The organism is Paenibacillus spiritus (genome assembly GCF_008710135.1).
In the GTDB taxonomy this organism is placed as follows: domain Bacteria; phylum Bacillota; class Bacilli; order Paenibacillales; family Paenibacillaceae; genus Paenibacillus_AQ; species Paenibacillus_AQ glufosinatiresistens.
Genome location: NZ_VYKK01000022.1, coordinates 1 through 18574, shown reverse-complemented (window position 1 = coordinate 18574; position 18574 = coordinate 1). Strand labels below are relative to the sequence as shown.

At 56.9% G+C, this 18574-nt stretch carries 17 protein-coding genes; 1 reads left to right on the top strand and 16 read right to left on the bottom strand.

What is annotated here, in order from left to right:
* Positions 1 to 257: 257 nt before the first annotated feature.
* From glnA to F4V43_RS19760, 15 genes are all read right to left on the bottom strand, one after another.
* Positions 258 to 1682: a type I glutamate--ammonia ligase gene (gene glnA / locus F4V43_RS15020; RefSeq protein WP_150459073.1), complete on the bottom strand. Its 1425-nt coding sequence runs from the start codon at positions 1680 to 1682 to the stop codon at positions 258 to 260.
* Between the two features lie 223 nt (positions 1683 to 1905).
* Entirely contained in the window at positions 1906 to 2952 is a 1047-nt protein-coding gene (gene aroF, locus F4V43_RS15015; protein WP_150459072.1) for a 3-deoxy-7-phosphoheptulonate synthase, read from the bottom strand.
* A gap of 231 nt (positions 2953 to 3183) precedes the next feature.
* Positions 3184 to 4143 (bottom strand): 4-hydroxy-3-methylbut-2-enyl diphosphate reductase, encoded by a 960-nt coding sequence (locus F4V43_RS15010; RefSeq protein ID WP_150459071.1) that lies wholly within the window; start codon positions 4141 to 4143, stop codon positions 3184 to 3186.
* 69 nt (positions 4144 to 4212) lie between these two features.
* On the bottom strand, positions 4213 to 5670 hold the full coding sequence (locus F4V43_RS15005; protein WP_150459070.1) for a sensor histidine kinase: 1458 nt from the start codon (positions 5668 to 5670) through the stop codon (positions 4213 to 4215).
* A 1-nt stretch (position 5671) separates the two neighbouring features.
* Positions 5672 to 6361: a response regulator transcription factor gene (locus F4V43_RS15000; RefSeq protein ID WP_150459069.1), complete on the bottom strand. Its 690-nt coding sequence runs from the start codon at positions 6359 to 6361 to the stop codon at positions 5672 to 5674.
* A 108-nt stretch (positions 6362 to 6469) separates the two neighbouring features.
* On the bottom strand, positions 6470 to 8095 hold the full coding sequence (locus F4V43_RS14995) for a S1C family serine protease (RefSeq protein ID WP_150459068.1): 1626 nt from the start codon (positions 8093 to 8095) through the stop codon (positions 6470 to 6472).
* 259 nt (positions 8096 to 8354) lie between these two features.
* Positions 8355 to 9005 carry a response regulator gene (locus F4V43_RS14990; protein WP_150459067.1) on the bottom strand — a complete coding sequence of 217 codons (651 nt, stop codon included), beginning with the start codon at positions 9003 to 9005 and terminating at the stop codon, positions 8355 to 8357.
* The gene (locus F4V43_RS14985) at positions 9002 to 10033 is read right to left on the bottom strand and encodes a HAMP domain-containing sensor histidine kinase (protein WP_150459066.1); all 1032 of its coding nucleotides are present in this window, start codon (positions 10031 to 10033) and stop codon (positions 9002 to 9004) included. The genes F4V43_RS14990 and F4V43_RS14985 overlap by 4 nt, the downstream gene beginning before the upstream one ends.
* Positions 10034 to 10036: 3 nt before the next feature.
* Entirely contained in the window at positions 10037 to 11248 is a 1212-nt protein-coding gene (gene liaF, locus F4V43_RS14980) for a cell wall-active antibiotics response protein LiaF (RefSeq protein WP_223879913.1), read from the bottom strand.
* A 256-nt stretch (positions 11249 to 11504) separates the two neighbouring features.
* On the bottom strand, positions 11505 to 11633 hold the full coding sequence (locus tag F4V43_RS19995) for a hypothetical protein (protein ID WP_263406134.1): 129 nt from the start codon (positions 11631 to 11633) through the stop codon (positions 11505 to 11507).
* 94 nt (positions 11634 to 11727) lie between these two features.
* Positions 11728 to 12468, bottom strand: a complete 741-nt coding sequence (locus F4V43_RS20035) for a 3D domain-containing protein (protein WP_191089604.1) — start codon at positions 12466 to 12468, stop codon at positions 11728 to 11730.
* 158 nt (positions 12469 to 12626) lie between these two features.
* Complete coding sequence (gene thrS, locus F4V43_RS14970) at positions 12627 to 14564, bottom strand: threonine--tRNA ligase (RefSeq protein ID WP_150459065.1); 1938 nt, start codon at positions 14562 to 14564, stop codon at positions 12627 to 12629.
* A gap of 397 nt (positions 14565 to 14961) precedes the next feature.
* Positions 14962 to 15135 carry a toxin-antitoxin system HicB family antitoxin gene (locus F4V43_RS14965; protein WP_150459064.1) on the bottom strand — a complete coding sequence of 58 codons (174 nt, stop codon included), beginning with the start codon at positions 15133 to 15135 and terminating at the stop codon, positions 14962 to 14964.
* A gap of 14 nt (positions 15136 to 15149) precedes the next feature.
* The gene (locus tag F4V43_RS14960; RefSeq protein WP_150459063.1) at positions 15150 to 15995 is read right to left on the bottom strand and encodes an SPFH domain-containing protein; all 846 of its coding nucleotides are present in this window, start codon (positions 15993 to 15995) and stop codon (positions 15150 to 15152) included.
* Positions 15996 to 16166: 171 nt separating this feature from the next.
* Entirely contained in the window at positions 16167 to 16337 is a 171-nt protein-coding gene (locus F4V43_RS19760) for a hypothetical protein (protein ID WP_191089603.1), read from the bottom strand.
* Between the two features lie 146 nt (positions 16338 to 16483).
* Here F4V43_RS19760 and F4V43_RS14955 point away from each other — a divergent pair, with 146 nt between their 5' ends.
* On the top strand, positions 16484 to 17131 hold the full coding sequence (locus F4V43_RS14955) for a hypothetical protein (protein ID WP_150459062.1): 648 nt from the start codon (positions 16484 to 16486) through the stop codon (positions 17129 to 17131).
* A gap of 93 nt (positions 17132 to 17224) precedes the next feature.
* Here the strand turns inward: F4V43_RS14955 and mqnC are convergent, their stop codons facing one another.
* Positions 17225 to 18361 (bottom strand): cyclic dehypoxanthinyl futalosine synthase, encoded by a 1137-nt coding sequence (gene mqnC / locus F4V43_RS14950; RefSeq protein ID WP_150459061.1) that lies wholly within the window; start codon positions 18359 to 18361, stop codon positions 17225 to 17227.
* Positions 18362 to 18574: the final 213 nt, after the last annotated feature.

The window sequence follows — 18574 nt, the reverse complement described above, 5'->3', positions numbered from 1 at the left end:
AACTAGCTTCTTAGACATTTTTCCGCTGAACCGCGTTATTCCTTCACACCAATAAAACAACGGCCTCAGAGGGCCTTCCGGGCGCTTGCAGAGCACGTTTGGCAACGGACACTCCCTTTCTCCCGCTTGCTTCGCTGGCGTCTAGGCCTCATGTTTCTTATTTGCCTTCCAAAAAAAACCGGCCGCACCCCAGAAGGTGCAGCCGGCCGTAGACCGAGGATGCGGAGCCGAAGCTCCGCACCCGGATAAACTAATAATTATACATCGAAGTAGAGGGAATATTCATGCGGATGAACGCGGATCGCTACCGCTTGAGCTTCGCCGCGTTTGAGTGCGATGTAGTTGTCAATGAAGTCCTTCGAGAAGACGCCGCCTTCTGTCAGGAACTCATAATCGCCTTCCAGAGCGTCCAGCGCTTCGTTCAGGCTGCCCGGTACGCTGCGGATCTTCGCTTTCTCGGCATCCGGCAGTTCATAGATGTTCTTGTCCAGCGGACCGTATCCCAGTTCAACCGGATTGATCTTCTTCTTGATGCCGTCCAGACCGGCCAGCAGCATAGCGGAGAAGGACAGGTAAGGGTTCGCTGTGGAGTCCGGTGTGCGGAACTCGATACGGCAGCCCTTCGGCGTTACGGCAGCGACCGGAATGCGGATCGCAGCGGAACGGTTGCCTTTGGAGAAGACCAGATTAACCGGCGCTTCATAACCCGGAACCAGACGCTTGAACGAGTTGGTGCTCGGGTTCGTCAGCGCAATCAGGGCCGGAGCATGATACAGAATGCCGCCGATATAATGCAGGGCCATTTCGCTCAGGTTGGCGTAGGCGCCTTTCTCATAGAACAGCGGTTCGGAACCGTTGAAGATGGATTGGTGAACGTGCATTCCGCTTCCGTTGTCGCCGAACAGCGGCTTTGGCATAAAAGTGGCCACTTTGCCATACTGGCGGGCCGTGTTGTGCACGATGTATTTGTAAGTCAGCAGATTGTCAGCCGTCTTCTTGAGAGTGTCGAAGCGGAAGTTGATCTCCGCCTGTCCGGCCGTTGCCACCTCGTGGTGATGACGCTCGATCACAAGACCGGCTTCAGCCAGGAGACGACACATTTCGCTGCGGATATCCTGCTGGGTATCCACCGGAGCTACCGGCACGTAACCGCCCTTGACGTCTACCTTGAAGCCCAGGTTGCCGCCCTCTTCCTTGCGGGCTGTATTCCAGGCCGCTTCTTCGGAATCTACCGAGTAGAAGGACGTATTCATTCCGCTCTCGTAGCGGACATCGTCAAAGATAAAGAATTCGGATTCTGGAGCAAAGAAAGCCGCCGTGCCGATTCCGCTCTTCTGCAGGTACTCTTCGGCTTTGATCGCAATGCCGCGCGGGTCGCGGTCATAGCGTTCGCCGTCCGGCGTGAAGATGTCGCACATAACGTTAAGCGTAGGATGGGCGGTAAAGGGATCAATGTATGTAGCACTTGGATCCGGCATCATGACCATGTCGGATTCTTCAATTCCGCGGAAGCCCGCAATCGAGGAGCCGTCAAAAGCCACGCCGTTCTCGAATGTCTCTTCTTCGACGGCTGCAGCCGGCAAAGTGATATGGTGGGCCCGACCGCCCAGGTCAACAAAACGGAAATCTACCCATTCAATGTTGTTATCTTTGATCGTCTGCAATACTTTTTCAACCGACATGAAATTTTCCTCCCCAAGTTCCGAACATTAAGCCAATCCCACATCTCCAATGTTCTTGTTTTGTTTTTTTACTGTCGTCATTATAAAACTCATACCTGACATCGTCAATGCTTATGTCAGGTATTTTTTATGCTAATGTGAGATATTCTGACGCTTTCGTGAACGGGGCCGAATGGCAAAAAAAGCCGCGTAATATCGCGGCTTTCACGGCCTTCGGCAGCCTCTAGATCGTCACCGCATCGCGGGCTTGGGGAGACATTTGTCTGCCCACAAGCGGAGCCAGCCTGCCGAGATCCTGAACCAGATTGTGGAACTGGTCCGGGAACAGGGACTGAACGCCATCGCCAGTCATGGAATTGTCCGGATCGGTATGCATTTCAATAATCAGACCGTCTGCCCCTGCCGCCACGGATGCCTTGGACATCGGCTCGACCAGCTCGCGACGGCCCGTTCCGTGCGAAGGATCGGAGATCACGGGCAGATGGCTCAGGCTCTGCAGCGCCGGAATGGCAGCCAGATCCAGCGTATTGCGGGTGTAGGTCTCAAAAGTGCGCACGCCGCGTTCGCACAGCATGACGTCCTTATTGCCGCCGGCCAGAATGTACTCGGCCGCGTTCAGCAGCTCGTCATAGGTGGCGCTGAAGCCGCGCTTGAGCAGCACCGGCCGGCCGCAGGTTCCGAGCTTGCGGAGCAGATCAAAATTCTGCATATTGCGCGTGCCGACCTGAAGAATATCGGCGTGTTCGGCGCAGATATCGACGTATTCGGGCGTCATGACTTCGGTGATGGTGAGCAGTCCGTGACGCCGTCCCGCTTCCTGCATCATGGTCAGTCCTTCCACGCCGACTCCTTGGAAGCTGTACGGACCGGTGCGCGGCTTGAAGGCGCCGCCGCGGAGCACCTGGGCGCCAGAAGCCTTGACCAGCCGGGCAATCTCGTCGATCTGCTCCGGCGATTCGACGGCGCAGGGTCCGCCCATGATGACCAGGTTCCCGCCGCCGATCTTGACGCCCCGGATATCAATGACCGTATCGTCCGGATGGAAATCCCGGCTGGCGAGCTTGTAAGATTTGGAGATCTTTACTACGTTCTCGACCCCCTTCATCTGCCGCAGATGCGCCGCAAGCTGCGGATTCACGCTTCCGATCAGTCCGATAACCGTCCGGTCCGCGCCGCGGGAGACATGCGCCTGAAGCCCTTCCTTCTCAATAACGGCAATGATATCCTGAAGCTGTTCCTCGGGAGTATGATTCGATGTAATAACGATCATTTGCAATCCTTCCTTTCTTTGTACAGGGCTTGGGTTGTATGTAGAACAGTCGCTCAAAGGCTGGAATCCGTGATGATAATTACTTTGATGCTTTTAAGCTTTTGTGCTTTTATCCACTAAAGTAATTTTACCCGAATTCCTCCCTGCCGTCAACCGGCAAATCAAAAAAGCCGCTCCCGAAGGAGACGGCTTCCCGAATGATAACATTTCAGGCTGTATCGGACGCGGATCTCAAGCTCGGCCTGCGGTCTTGTTCTTCACCGGAGGAAGCAGCTTCGCCATATTTACGGTACGCTTGATCTCCCAGGTCTCCGGCTTCGCAGGGTCGTACTGCTCCAGATAAGCGATGACTTCCTTCGTGATCGGCGTGGGCGTCGAGGCGCCGGACGTCACGGCCACCTTGGAGATTCCCTGCAGCCACTCCGTCTTCAGCTCCGACAGGTCGGCAATCCGGTGCGCCGGTGTGCCGGCAATCTCCTCCGAGACCTGGGCCAGCCGGTTAGAGTTGTTGCTGCGCGGGTCGCCGACGACAATGACCAGATCGGCCTGGCCGGCCTGCTCCGCCACGGCTTCCTGGCGGACCTGCGTCGCCATGCAGATTTCATTGTGCACTTCCGCTCCGGGGAACCGTTCCAACAGCTTCTTCATGATATGCCGAATGTCCCATTGGCTCATGGTCGTCTGATTGGTAATGACGATTCGGGAGCCTGCGGGCAGCGACAGCGAGTCGATCTCGTCCTCCTTCTCAATCAGGTGGACGTGATCCGGGGCAATGCCGACCGCGCCTTCGGGCTCGGGATGGCCTTTTTTGCCGATATAAATAATCTCGCAGCCTTCCCCCGTCTTCTCCTTGATCAGATCATGCGTCTTCGTCACATCGGGGCAAGTGGCATCGACGGTCGTCAGACCCTTCTGGCGGGCGATCTGCCGCACCTCGGGAGAAACGCCGTGGGCCGTGAAGATCACCGTTCCGCTCTCCACCTGATCCAGAATATCGAGCCGGTTGTGGCCGTCGAGCGTAATGATGCCTTCGTCTTCAAAGGACTGGGTCACATGGCTGTTGTGGACAATCATGCCCAATATATAAATTGGCCGGGGAAGATCGAGGTTCTGGGCGGCCTGCCGGGCCAGCACCATGGCATCGACCACACCATAGCAGTATCCCCGGGGAGAAATCTTGATGACTTCCATGCTTCTATCACCGTGCTTTCTGCCTGTTAACGGGCGTAAGAATGAAATCGAATCCGTCCTATTATACCGCTATTCCAGCGGAGGAGCAAAGAGCAGCGGCAGCCAGACGACAAAGGTCGTCCCCTCGCCCTGACGGGTTACCACTTCCACGGAGCCCCCGTGCTCTTCAATGATCCATTTGGCGATCGAGAGCCCCAGGCCGATGCCTTCGGTATTGCCGCGTGATTCGTCGGCCCGGTAGAACCGGTCGAAGATATGCGGAACTTCGCTTTTGGCCATTCCGATGCCCGTATCCGCAATTCGCAGCCCGACCTGATTCTGATACAGCACTGCATCGAACCGGACTTCTCCGGAGGGGGTGTATTTGAAGGCGTTGTCGATAAAAATGAACAGCATTTGCTGCAAATAATCCTTGTTGCCGACGACATATTTGCCGTTCAGCACCGACAGATCACCGGCGGACCATTCCGCCTGTCTCGGAAGAAGGGCGGCCCGGCGGGCCACCTCGTTCATCATCGGCTCCAGAGCTACCGGCTCCTTCTCGAACGTCCGTCCGGTATCCGAACGGGCCAGCGTCAGCATATCGGCCACCAGCCGGGTCATCCGCTGGGCTTCATCCGCAATATCCTGGATCGCCTCGACGGACATTTGGCGGATGTCGGCTTCGCTGAAGCCCCGATCCTTGCCCGGTTCCAGCTCCCAAATCTTGCGGAGCAGGTCGATATTGCCGCGGATCGTCGTCAGCGGCGTCCGCAGCTCGTGCGAGGCGTCGGACACGAACCGCCGCTGTACCGCATAGGCCTCTTCCATGTCTTTGTAGATGCCGTCCATCCGCGCCAGCATGCCGTTGACCGTATGGATCAGCCGTCCGATCTCGTCCGGCGGTCCGTCATATTCGATCCGCACGCTGAGATCGTTGCCGGTCTGAATGCTCTCGGCGGCTTCGGTAACCTTGCCGATCGGATTCATCGACTTGCGGGCCATGAACAGCCCGAAGGTAAAGGCGGCGAGCAGGGTGGCGAAGGACCCTGCAATCAGAATGGTTTTGAGCCGGTGAAGAAGCTTGTCCTGCTCCCCCGTGTAAGAGGCGATTTGAAGCACTCCGACCGGGTTGTTGTTATAGTTCTCGGCGTTGACCGCCACCTGATAAATCAGGAAATGGTAGCCTCCGTACGTCCCCTGGACGAACTGCATCTTGTTCTTCACCTGCTCGCGGCTCGGCACATCAAACTGTAATCCAAGGTCCTGCAGATTGCCGCTAAGCGTCAGCTTGCGGGAATCATAAATATACATCTGCCCGAACATGTACTGCGCGTCCAGCCTGTTATTGAACGACAGATCCAGCGATCCGTCGAAATTGAGCGTGGGCTGCAGAAGCTCGGGCCGCTCGGCCTGCGCCCGCAGCCGGTCCTTCAAATCGCCATAGGTGTTGATATAGAAAAAAACGTAAATCGCACCCGAGAAGACCAGCAGCATGACGGCCAATATTCCCGAATACCAGGCGGTCAGCCGCAACCGGATCGACATGTCAGTTATCTCCTCTTAGGATATAGCCGGCACCGCGGATCGTCTGAATCAGACGCTTGCCCCCATGCTCCTCCGTCTTCTGCCGGAGCATCGCAATGTAGACCTCCAGCACGTTGGATTCCCCGCTGTAGTCATATCCCCAGATCTTATCCATAATGAGATCGCGGGAGAGCACCCGTTTTGGATTCTGCATGAACAGATGCAGCAGCTCGAATTCCTTCGCCGTCAATTCCAGCCGTTTCCCGGCCCGGGTCACTTCGCGGGAATCGACATCCAGCATCAGATCCTCATAGACCAGACCCTGTTCGCCCCCGCCGGCCTGCTCGCTCTTGCGGCGCAGCAGCGCGCGCACCCGCGCAAGCAGCTCTTCGAGCGCAAACGGCTTGACCAGATAATCGTCCGCTCCGAGATCGAGACCCTTGACCCGGTGCTCCACTTCGTCCTTCGCGGTCAGCATGAGGACCGGAACGCTGCTGCCCCCTTCCCGCAGACGCCGGCATACTTCGAATCCGTCCACCTGCGGCATCATAACGTCCAGAATGACCGCATCGGGCTCGCTGTCCAGCACCGCCCGCAAGCCCTCCGCTCCGTTGGAAGCCGTCTTGACTTCATAGCCTTCAAAAGCGAGCCCCCGCCGCAGCATGGAAATAATTTTGTCGTCGTCGTCGATAATCAGAATACTCGGTCGCATCGGTGTAGAGCCGCCCCTTTACTCTTCAAGAATTGTCTATATTGTATCATACGAGAGAAGGCGGGAGGGATGCCCCTCCCGCCTCTTCTCCGGTCCCGTCCGCCTGGATTAACGGTTCGAGTTCTGCGAGCTGCCTGTATTGAAGTCGTTCTTGTTGCCGATGGTTACCGGCAGGTCCAGCGATTTGCCGTCCCGGACGACATTCAGCGTAATCTTGTCGCCCACCTTCAGGGTCTGAATATAATCAATCAGATCCTGGCTGGTCGCATATTTCTTGCCGTTCGCCCCGGTGATGATGTCATAAGGGCGAAGGTCGGCGACATAAGCCGGGGACTTATAGATAATCTCGGCCACAACGGAGCCGTCCTTAAGGTTAGTTCCCATCTGGCTGGCCACTTCATCCGTGATCGTCATCAGTGTGGCGCCGATGAACGGCACCGGTTCTTTCGGAATAGCCTGGTTCGACTCCAGCTTGTCGACGACTTCCTTGATGGTGTTCACTGCAATGGCGAAGCCGATGCCCTGGGAATCCGTGCTTACCGCCACATTCATCCCGATGACCTGGCCGTCCGCATTCAGCAGCGGGCCGCCGGAGTTCCCGGGGTTAATGGAAGCGTCGGTCTGCAGCAGGTTCTTATAGTTGCGCGTGCCGCTGCCGTCCTCTTCATTAATGTCGATGCTGCGGTCCTTCGCGCTGAGCACGCCTGCCGTTACGGTGTGGTCAAAGCCCTGCGGGTTCCCGATGGCTACCACTTCGGAACCCACCTTGATCGAATCCGAATCGCCGAGCGGTACGGTCGGGAAGTCCGTGCCTTCAATCTTCAGCACAGCCAGATCCAGGTCTTTGCTCTTGCCCAGCAGCTTCGCTTCATACGGCTTGGTTGTTCCGTCGACCGTAACCTGAATGACGTCAGCGCCTTCGATAACATGTTCGTTCGTCAGGATATAGCCGTTGGCATCATAGATGAAACCTGTACCGATCCCATAAGGCGTAAGCTGAGCATCCGAACCAGAGTTGGAATTCGAATTGGAATTTCCGTTATTATTGCGCGAATTACCGCTGCTTCCTCCGAACTGGTCGCCGAAGAAGAATTGGTAGAACGGATCATTGGAATACGGGCTGGACTGGCTGCCGCGCGAGCTGCTCTTGACCAGCGTCTCGATCTTGACGACGGCCGGACCGGCTTGATCCACCACCGAGGAGACATCGCCTGAACCGGAAGTCAAGGATGTCATCGCAGTGGAAGGATTCACCTTGGCGCTCTCGTTGGCTGCCTTTGCGGTAGTCGCCGTCGCGACTGCGGCCTTGGTATCTTCCGGTGTGAACCAGTTGCCCCGGTCCGCCGCGAACATCGAACCGCCAAGGACGAGCATGCCGGCCAGAAAGGAGAGAACTCCTGTCTTCAAAGCGCTCTTCGGCTTCTTGTTGTTGTACTGCCAGTTGCCGTCCGCTCCGCCGCGTCCGCCCGAGCCGCTGCCTCCGTCGTATCCGCCGCCCGGACGAACCGCCGGACTGAACGAGGAGAGCGGTTTAACCGGCTGCGGCGGAGTGACCTCCACCCGTTCCGGCTCCCGCTCGCTGTCCGCATTCACCGATTTGAAGGGACCGTACGAATAGTAATAGGACGACCCGGGTTCGGCCGAAGCTTCGCTTCCCGCTCCATCCCGGCTGGTATTGTAATCGCTGTTGCGGTTAGGAGTCTCTTCCCCATTGAATTTGTTGTTGTCTTCCATAATTCTATTTCAACCTCCCGCATCTCTGCCGCTTCGCATTCCGTCTGCGGCAGGTGTAAGTTTGTTCCTTTTCTTGTCTTTATAATGGACTTTAAACCTTAAGTCCACATTAAAAACAATTTAAGTGGAGATAAAACATGGCGGGAGCTGCCCCTGTTTCTTCTGTTATTAAAAATAAAAACAGAGCTTTCTCTGCCGAGAAAGCTCTGCTTGGAGCCCATCCATACGGCGTCCCGTTCCGGGCGCCTCGCCTCTGTCTCTATCCCACCCAGCCTTTGCGGTGGGCGTAGATGGCCAGCTGGGTGCGGTCCTCCAGCTCGCATTTCATCAGCAGATTGCTGACATGGGTCTTCACGGTCTTGATGCTGATATGCAGCTCTTCGCCGATATCCTTGTTGCTCTTGCCCTCGGCAATGAGCAGCAGCACTTCCTTCTCGCGCTCGGTCAGGCCCGAGGAATCGCCCTGCACGGTCCGCTGCCGGATGCCGCGGGTCAGCGCCTGCGAGACATCGCCGGTCATGACCGGCATTCCCCGGTAGGCCCCCTGCAGCGCATAGATCAGTTCCTCCGCCGAGACGGTCTTCAGCACGTAGCTGACCGCGCCCGCTTCAATGGCATCGACCACAAGGTCATCCTCCAGGAAGCTGGTCAGAATCACGATCTTCAGGCCCGGAAATTCTGCCAGCATGGCCCGGGTGGTCTCCACGCCGTTCATGACCGGCATCATCAGGTCCATCAGCACAAGGTCCGGAAGCTGCTCCTCTCCCCGGCTCCGAAGTAATTCCAGCGCTTCCTTCCCGTTCGCGGCCTCTGCGATTACGTCGAAGCTTGGCTCCAGCATCAGATAGGTCTTCAACCCCATCCGGACCATGTCATGGTCGTCCACCAGCAGAATACGTATGGCGCTCATGAAGTCGCCTCCTCCATCGAGTATTTCGGTATATGTACGCGGATTGTCGTGCCTGCCCCGGACCGGCTGATGATCTCGACCTGGCCGCCGAGCTTCTCGGCTCGCTCCCGCATCGTGCTGAGCCCGTATGAGCCCTGCTTCTGTCCTCCAAGCTCGAAGCCCTGGCCGTCGTCGCTGATGCTCAGCGCCACCTGGCGCGGCGTCTCGCGGAGAGACAGGCTGACCAGCCTCGCCTCGGCATGCTTGACGATATTGGCCATGGCCTCCTGGATAATCAGGAAGAGCTGATACTCAATCGCCTCGGACAAGCCCCCCTGAAGCTCCAGCTCCTTGATGCCTTTCAGCCCGTTCTGTCGGCAGTAGTCCGGGAACCATTTCTCCAGCGCCTCATACAGATTGCGGCCTTCGAGTTCCACCGGACGAAGCTGGGCGATCAGGGCCCGCATCTGCTTCTGCGCCATCTGCGACATCGTAATCAGCTGGCCCATGACCGTGCGGCCCTGCGCCGGGTTGACTTCCAGCACCTTCGGCAGCGAGGAGGCCGACATGTGAATGGCGAACAGCTGCTGGCTGACGGTGTCGTGCAGATCCCGCGCCATCCGGCGGCGCTCCTCCAGCACGGCGCTCTCCGTCGCCTTCTCCTTCTCGATTACATCCTGCTCGCCGAGGCGCTGCAGGAGCTTCATTTTATTCTCGACCGTATCCATCATCATATTGAACTCATGGTAGACGCGGGCAAACGAAGGGTCGTCGCTGTCCGGCATGCGGACCGAGAGATTTCCCTTCGCCACCTGAAGCATATTGAGGTCCAGATGGTCGATCCGGCGCTGGATGCGCTGGACCGCCATATAGCCGATGACAACCGTGAACAGCACAATCGAGGCGGTGAGATAGACCCACATCCGGTAATCCGCGACCCGGATGTACCCGAAGCAGGTGCCTGCATACATCAGCAGAGCTGTCATACTGCCCGAAATCAGGAAGTACAGAAGCAGCACCCATTTCGTATTCTTAAGCATCGTCCCCATGTCTCACCCCACCGTTTTGACCTTAATGTCGCCGATAAAAGCGCTGATGTTGATCTTGAGCCGGCGGCCCGCCTCCTTGTAGTACGGCGTCTTGAATTGTACGCTGCTCATGAATCCGCTTCGGGCCTGCTCGAGCACCTCCATATCTCCGATAAACGAGCTGCTGTTGACCGAAATGCCAAGATCCATATCGTCGGGAATGTAGATCTTCAGATCGCCGATAAAAGCGCTGATGTTGATCTTCGTCTCCCCGTACGGAATCTGCGCATTCGTCAGATCCAGCACGGTATCTCCGATAAATTGGGAGATATTCGTATGCTTCAGCTGGAAATACTCCCGGCCCAGATGCACATCACCAATGAACGTGGACCGGTTGGTCGAATGCTCGTTGTCGTGCGAACTGTGACCGCCCCCGTGTCTCCCGCGTTCTTCCCAGGTGCGGCGATGCCGTTCCGCCTGTTCCCGGCGGCGCTCCATGTGCCGTTCGTGGCGTTCTTCCCGGCGGCGCTGGTGACGGTCCCGGGAGCCATGATCGCCGTAAAAGTCCTCTTCGTCCCGATCCTCGTTGTCATCGGTCTCCCTCCGGCGCGGCGCAGAGGCCAGCGACGGTCCGAAATTGCCGGCGGCACCCGGATCGGCAGCCTTCTCCGCGCCGGGGGTTGTCCCCTGTCCGTCTGAAGAGTCCGCTCCCGGTCCGCCCAGCTTGCCGAACTTGCGCTCGAACTCCTCGTCGAGCGTCGATGCCAGCGGCGCGGCCGGCGGCACTTCAGGTCCGGCGGATGAGCCGGAGGCCGGCTCGTAGAACGACGGGCCCTGCGGCGGAGCCGGCGGTACCGGAGGCACCGGAGGAGCCGGAGGGTCGTTTCGGCGGGGCCGCAGAATGACGCTCAGTCCGCCGATAATCAGTGCGGCGGGGAGCAGCATTTTGACCAAATCCCCAAAAGTAAGAGCAAACCACTCCAGGTTATTCCCGAGGAAGAATACGCCGAGTCCGGTGCAGATCAGGGCGCTGAACATGGAACCTGCACCTTGGCGGCCCTCCAGGACCCCCAGGATCTGCTGCACGCCCCACAGAATCAAGATGGCCGGCCAGAAATTCGCGAACAGTTCTCCTATTGAAAAATCTATATATCCCAGTTGGCGGGCCAGAAACAGAGCCCCGACTCCGATCAGGACCAGACCGCCAAACGCTTGGCTGGATGCTCTTCTCTTCATGCCTCATGTCTCCTTCTGCCATATTGTAACACACTCACTGGCTTTATGAATTCAGTTTAACGGAAAGTCCGGTGACCCGACAGCGGCGGCGGAATGAATGCGGACTCGGTCCAGGGACCGAGAACGACGGGGGAAACGGGAGGGCCCAAGCTTTCTTGGCACAGCCTGCCTTCCGATCCGTTCCATGTCCACGCAAAAACACCTGCGTCCTTGTGGACGCAGGTGCCTTCGGACCGCATAAGTCGGCGGAAGCTCCTTATTTGGACGGCTTCATTGCCGGTTTGGCGGCAGCCTTCGTTGCGCCGTCGTTCTCTACGGCAAACTCGGCGTTGTACTTCTCGTTCGGTGTCTGGTAGTTCTCCTGGACTTTCGGTTTCTTGGCCATGGATGGTCACCTCCCTCGACATGTAGTATGGGAAGGAGCCAGTCCAATTATGCGGCGCTGAACCTGCAGGAGCCTGCCGGATTCCGGAAGCCCGTCAGATCAGCTCATCGAGCTTGGACTGCGGGACAAAGTCATACGTGCGGATCGTTCTGGCCAGGTCGCGGAGCATGGCTTCAGAGCATTTGCCGCTGCCGCGGCGGATAAGCTGCACCTCGACCTTCTTCTTGCCCCATTCGTTATAAACCTGCTTCGTGGTGGCAAAATAAAGATCGATCTTCTGTCCCTTGATCGCCGACCCCGTGTCCGCGACGACGGCATAGCCGTATCCCGGGATATACAGAATGCTTCCGAGCGGCAACACCTTCGGGTCTGCCGCTATGGTGGAGACGGCATTCTTGTCCCGGCGAACCTTGACGCCGGAATACGTAATTCCGTATTCGGGATGGTTCGGCCGTTTGCCCGTCGATTCATACCCGGCGGTATATCCGGTCGCCGTAACCGTGAACGTCCGGATGATCTGCTCCGGCTCCGGAGCCGACACCGGAATGGCCGGATCGGCCGTTCTCAGCCGCTCGGCTGCCTGGAGCCGGGCCTGCTCTTCGGCCTTGGCCTGCGCCGCTTCCGCAGCGGCCCGTGCCGCTTCGCGGTATTCCGCCCGGCGTCCGACGCCCCGTTCAGGCGCCGCATCATCCGCTGCGGCGGCAACGGCAATGCGGGGCGGATCGCCCTCGATTGCGCGGCCGAGCGCAGGTTGTTCCTTATGCATCAAGAAGAACGCGACCGCCACAGTGACGAGTGCGCACCAAATTCGTGATCCAGATCGAAATGAAATCATGTCATTACCTCCCCCTTACTAGCGAGGGTTTCCCGATCTGGAACATTTTATACCCGAATTAGTGAAACAAGCGTCCCGCGTCAAAAAGCCGCGCCGTCCCGTTAGGACAGACGCGGCGGTATCAGGTACAGCGATATATCGCTACGGGCAGATCACCGTCAGATCGTACGGTTGGCTACTTCTTCGGTCAGCAGGCCCAGCACTTCATCGAGCGATTTCGCGCCGATGTCGCCTTCTCCGCGCTTGCGGACCGAGACGGTGCCGGAGGATTTCTCGTTCTCGCCGACGATGAACATATACGGCAGCTTCTCAAGCTGGCCTTCGCGGATTTTGTAGCCGAGCTTCTCGTTGCGCAGATCCGCTTCCGCGCGGAGACCGCGGCGGCGAAGCTGGTCCACGACTTCGTTCGCATAGTCGTCGAACGCGTTCGATACCGGGATAACCTTGACCTGCTGCGGCGACAGCCACAGCGGCAGAGCGCCGGCGAAGTTCTCCAGCAGGAAGGCCACGAACCGTTCCATCGTTCCCAGAATCCCGCGGTGCAGCACGACCGGACGGTGCTTCTGACCGTCTTCACCGACATATTCCAGCTCAAATTTCTCCGGCAGCAGGAAGTCGATCTGTACGGTCGAGAGCGTCTCTTCCTTGCCCAAGACGGTCTTGATCTGAACGTCCAGCTTCGGACCGTAGAACGCCGCTTCGCCTTCCGCCTCATAGAACGGCAGGCCGGCTTCTTCTACAACTTCGCGCAGCATGCGCTGGGCCGTCGTCCACATCTCGTCGTTCTGGTAGTATTTCTCCGTGTCCTGCGGATCCCGGTAGGACAGGCGGAACCGGTAATCATGGATGCCGAAGTCGCTGTAGACCTGCTTGATCAGCTCCAGCACGCGAGTGAATTCGCCCTTGATCTGGTCGAGGCGGCAGAAGATATGCGAGTCGTTCAGAGTCATCGAGCGTACGCGGTGCAGACCCGTAAGCGCGCCGGACATTTCATAGCGGTGCTGGATACCCAGCTCGGCGATGCGGATCGGCAGATCCCGGTAGCTGTGCATGCTGCTCTTGTAGATCATCATATGATGCGGGCAGTTCATGGGCCGAAGCACGAACTCCTCCGTATCAATCGTCATCTTCGGGAACATGTCTTCCTGATAGTGATCCCAGTGGCCGGAAGTCTTGTACAGCTCCACGTTGCCCAGTACCGGCGTGTAGACATGCTGGTAGCCGAGGCTTGCTTCCAGATCCACGATATAGCGTTCCAGAATGCTGCGGAGCTTCGCACCCTTCGGCAGCCAGATCGGCAGACCCTGGCCTACTAATTGATTGAAGGTAAAGATCTCCAGCTCCTTGCCGAGACGCCGGTGATCGCGCTTCTTCGCTTCTTCCAGAAGGCGCAGATGCTCGTCCAGCTGGGCTTTCTTCAGCCAGGCGGTGCCGTAGACACGCTGGAGCATTTTGTTCTTCGCATCCCCGCGCCAGTACGCTCCGGCTACGCTCATCAGCTTGAAGACCTTGATCTTACCGGTTGACGGCACATGCGGCCCGCGGCAGAGATCGAAGAACTCGCCCTGCTTGTAGATCGTGATCGGTTGGCCGTCGGGCAGCGCTTCAATCAGTTCTTTCTTATAAGGGTCGCCAAGCTCGCTGAAGATGGCCAGCGCCTCTTCCCGGCTGACTTCCTTGCGGACGATCGGCAGGTTCTCGGATACGATGCGCTCCATTTCCTTCTCGATCTTCAGCAGATCTTCGGGATTCAGCGGATGATCCAGATCCATATCATAATAGAACCCGTCCTCGATGACCGGACCGACCCCGAAGAAGACTTCCTTCTGGCCGAACAGACGTCTGACGGCCTGGGCCATCAGGTGGGCGGTGCTGTGACGCATCACGTCCAGCCCTTCCTTGGAATCAAGCGTTACAATTTCAACCAGGTCGCCTTCACCCACCTGCGCGGACAGATCGACCAGAATGCCGTTCAGCTTGCCCGCCGCGGCGTTCTTGCGCAGACCGCTGCTGATCGACGCTGCGACATCGTCAATCGTACTGCCCTCTGCGTATTCCCGGACCGAGCCGTCCGGAAGCTTGATGCTTACTGCCATGTTCATATCCTCCTTCTCATCTTGGAAACAACAAAAAACGCCCGTCCCGCAAAGGGACGAGCGTCAGATCACCCGTGGTTCCACCCAAATTCGATTGCCGCCGGAGGCGGAAATCCTTCATCAGCATGGGGTAACGGCCATGGACCGGCGGTTCTTACTGGTTCACTCCAGGCCTCGCGCCTTGAAGGAACGTTGGGAGCCGCAGCTACAAAGGGGTAAACCGAAGCCGGGATTCCGGAGGAAATTGCAGCGTAACTTTCCTCTCTCTGTACGGTCCGTGTACATTCGGTTCATATCTTTGTCGTTGCTTTTGGCATGAGTAATTATAATTCCGAATGCTTCCGGGAGTCAAGCCGTAAGGCGTGCGCCGCCGCCCGGTTCGTCCGGTCATTACGCTTCATTCGTCTTCGGACGCTGCGCGTCCGGGCAAGCGGCCCGCCCGTTTCAAGCTTTCCCGCAGCAGGTACTCAATATGCCCGTTGACACTGCGGAATTCTTCGGCCGCCCATCGCTCAAGCGCAGCATGCAGCTCCGGATCGATGCGCAGCGGGAAGTTCTTCTTGGCCGCCATTAGGGTCTGACCCCTTAGTAGAGCGAGCCGGCGTTAATGACCGGGCTCGCCCCGCGCTCGGATACAATGGCCACCATCAGATTGTTAATCATGGCCGCCTTGCGCTCTTCATCCAGATCGACTACGCCGCTCTCCTTGAGCTGCTTGATCGCCATATCCACCATGCCGACCGCTCCTTCCACAATAATCTGCCGGGCCGAGAGAATCGCCGATGCCTGCTGGCGCTGCAGCATGGTGCTGGCAATCTCGGTGGAGTAAGCCAGATGCGTCAGACGGGCTTCCAGCACCACTACCCCCGCCATGGACAACCGGTCCTGAAGCTCTGTCGTAAGCTGACGGGCAATCTCATCGGAATTGGCGCGCAGCGACAGCCCGGTCTCATTGAAATTGTCGTACGGGTATTTGCTCGCTACATGGCGCAGCGCCGTCTCGCTCTGAATCTCCACGAATCCCCGGTAGTTGTCCACGTCGAACAGCGCCTTGGCCGAATCGACAACCCGGAATACCACAACGGCTGCAATTTCGATCGGATTCCCCTCGACATCGTTCACCTTCAGCTTGACGCTGTTGAAGTTGCGCACCCGCAGCGATACGGTCTTCCGCAGACTGAGCGGAATAACCGCCCAGAGTCCGCTCTTATTGATGGTTCCGACGTATTTCCCGAAGAACGTTACGACCTCCGCTTTATTCGGCTGGACAATCGTGATGCCTGTCAGCAGCAGACCAGCCAGAAGAAATAAAAGGGCAGGAACTGCGACATACTCCTTCACCGGCCCCAGGTAAATCCCCGCCCCGCACAACAGCACAACCAGCCCAATGACCCAAAAGCCGTTAATCGGGTGCAAAATCCGTTCCTTCATCTTCATCAGCACTCCTTCATAATGGATATGTATTTGATATATTCATGATATCACTTTTGGTAACTGATGTAAATGAGTTTTATCCAAAACAAGCCGCCTCCCCATCGTCCTGATGGGAAGGCAGCCTGCGGGGTTAACCTGTATGCCGCCCTATGCACGAACGCTGAACGCTTAGGTCTCGTTCTTCGTCACGCCGTTCAGGCTGGGCGGATAATCGGCCGCCTTCAAGCTGTTCAGCATCTGCGGCTCCTCCAGAATGCTGGATCGGTTCTGCTGGCTGTCCTTGACGTCGGCCTTGTTGTCGGCCCGGTCCAGCTTGGGGTCGGGATTGGTCTTGTGCATGGGTTTCACCTCCGTTGTACGGCTAGTATCGTCCATCCGAAATCATTGTTATGCTTGAACGCTGGTTCATACAAATAAATCTTTTATAATTTACCCCTTTCTGACATACGGGTATAATTAATTTACAGCTGATAAGGAGCGAAATAATGATGAAGCAAGCGACTATGCTAATAAGCGGATTAATAATCTTACTGATAAGCGGATGTTCCACGACACCTAGCAATGACACTAAAACTGGCGAAAAGTTTACCGCCCTTCGGCAATCGGAGTTGTCCCTTTTACAAGATCAAATGCACCATGCAGACTCCTTCTCTTCAGCGCAATCCATAGATGATTATCAAATCCGCGCGGAGATTGGGTTAGATCAGGAAAATAACGATTTAAGGATCGTTTACAATGTGATTGTGGACCATCCCAAGGTCGCAATGGATGATGTGGTTGTCAGTTTTCTCTTAGAGGACAAAATGAATGTAAAATTAATAACAAATGATGTTTTTTTTACGAACCTGAATGGTGACGTCAAGACGCTCAGCGATTTGTCCCCTGACGGAGAACTAAAAGGAACTACGGCTTTTCGCGCTTTTATCATTGATCCGAAAGCTATCGACCAGGAATTTTTGAACCTCTACCAAAGGATATATGTCCATATTGCGTGGAATAACTCGGAGGGAGTTAAAGAAAGCCAATTCATCGCTGTCACCGGGGAAACTTCTAAAGAGTTGGTTGATTTTCTCACGGAGAGCATGAAACCACATGCGATCGCTCCGTCTCCCGCTGTAAAATCAGCTCTATAAATAACGGCTTCAGTGTATGAAGCCCCAAGCAGAAACAGGGCCTCCATTACGGACGCCCTGTTTCTGTATAACCTGGTTCTGAATAGTCCAGTCCTAATTCTGCATCACAAAATCATGCTCCACCTTCGCGTTCACATCGTCGAACACGCGAAGAATATCGTAGCGCGTATTCCGCTGCGCCGGAACCTTGCCCGCCGCCCGGATAATATCCAGCGTCTCCTGAATATTGACCTTGTGCGTAGCGCCTGCGGAGGAGACGACATTCTCCTCGATCATCGTGCTGCCGAAATCGTTGCAGCCGTACTGAAGCGACAGCCGGCCGATCTCCGGTCCCATCGTCACCCAGGAGGACTGGAAGTTCTTGATATTATCCAGCACGAGCCGGCTGACCGCCACCGTCTTGAGGTACTCTTCCGGCGACTGCCGTTCCAGCTTCAGATTCGTATTGTCAGGCTGGAAGGTCCAGGAGATGAACGCCAGGAAGCCTTCCGAATTATAGTTGCCGGCAATGCATTCATCCTGCGCCTCCCGCACGCGCAGCAGGTGAAGCGCCCGTTCTTCCAAGCTCTCGCCGAGACCGATCACCATGGTCGCGGTCGTATTCATACCGATCCGGTGAGCGGTCCGCATCACTTCCATCCAGTCCCGCCAGGAGCCCTTGAGCCGGCTGATCCGGCGCCGGGTGCGGTCGTCCAGAATCTCGGCGCCGCCGCCGGGCAGCGAATCCAGACCGGCGGCGTGAATCTGGCGCAGCGTCTCTTCCAGCGTAAGCCCGGAAAGTTCCTTCATCTTCATAATCTCCGCAGGCGAGAACGAGTGCATCGTAATGTCCGGGAACCGGGATTTGATATTCCGGAGCAGATCCGTGTAGTAACTGAACGGCAGGTTCGGATTCGTTCCGCCCTGCATCAGAATCTCCGTACCGTTCACCGCGATGGTCTCCCGGATCTTCTGGTAGATCGTCTCATCGGGCAGCACGTATCCTTCGGGAGAGCCCGGACGCCGATAGAACGCACAGAACCGGCAGTAGACATCGCAGACATTGGTATAGTTGACATTCCGCCCGATGACAAAGGTTGCCACCGGGTCCGGATGCCAGCGCTTCATTATAACGTCTGCCGCCGCCCCCATTTTCTCAATCTCGTTGCTCTCGAACAGCGTTATCGTATCTTCCAGCCCCAAGCGGTCGCCCCGCAGCGCCTTCTCCAGAATCGAATCAATTGCACTCACTCTTGTGTCCTCCCCATGACCGGCCGCGGAGCCCATTCACGCAAATTTGCGGTATTCCGGACCGTATTGATTCTATCATCGTACCACAAACCGGACGGGTTGAAAAAGCCCCGGACGCTTCTGGTCAAGACCCCATTTAGTGGACATTGAAAAAAACACCTAGGCTCCAAGCTGGCGTCGGTACTCTACTGGCGTCAGTTTGTTTAATTTACG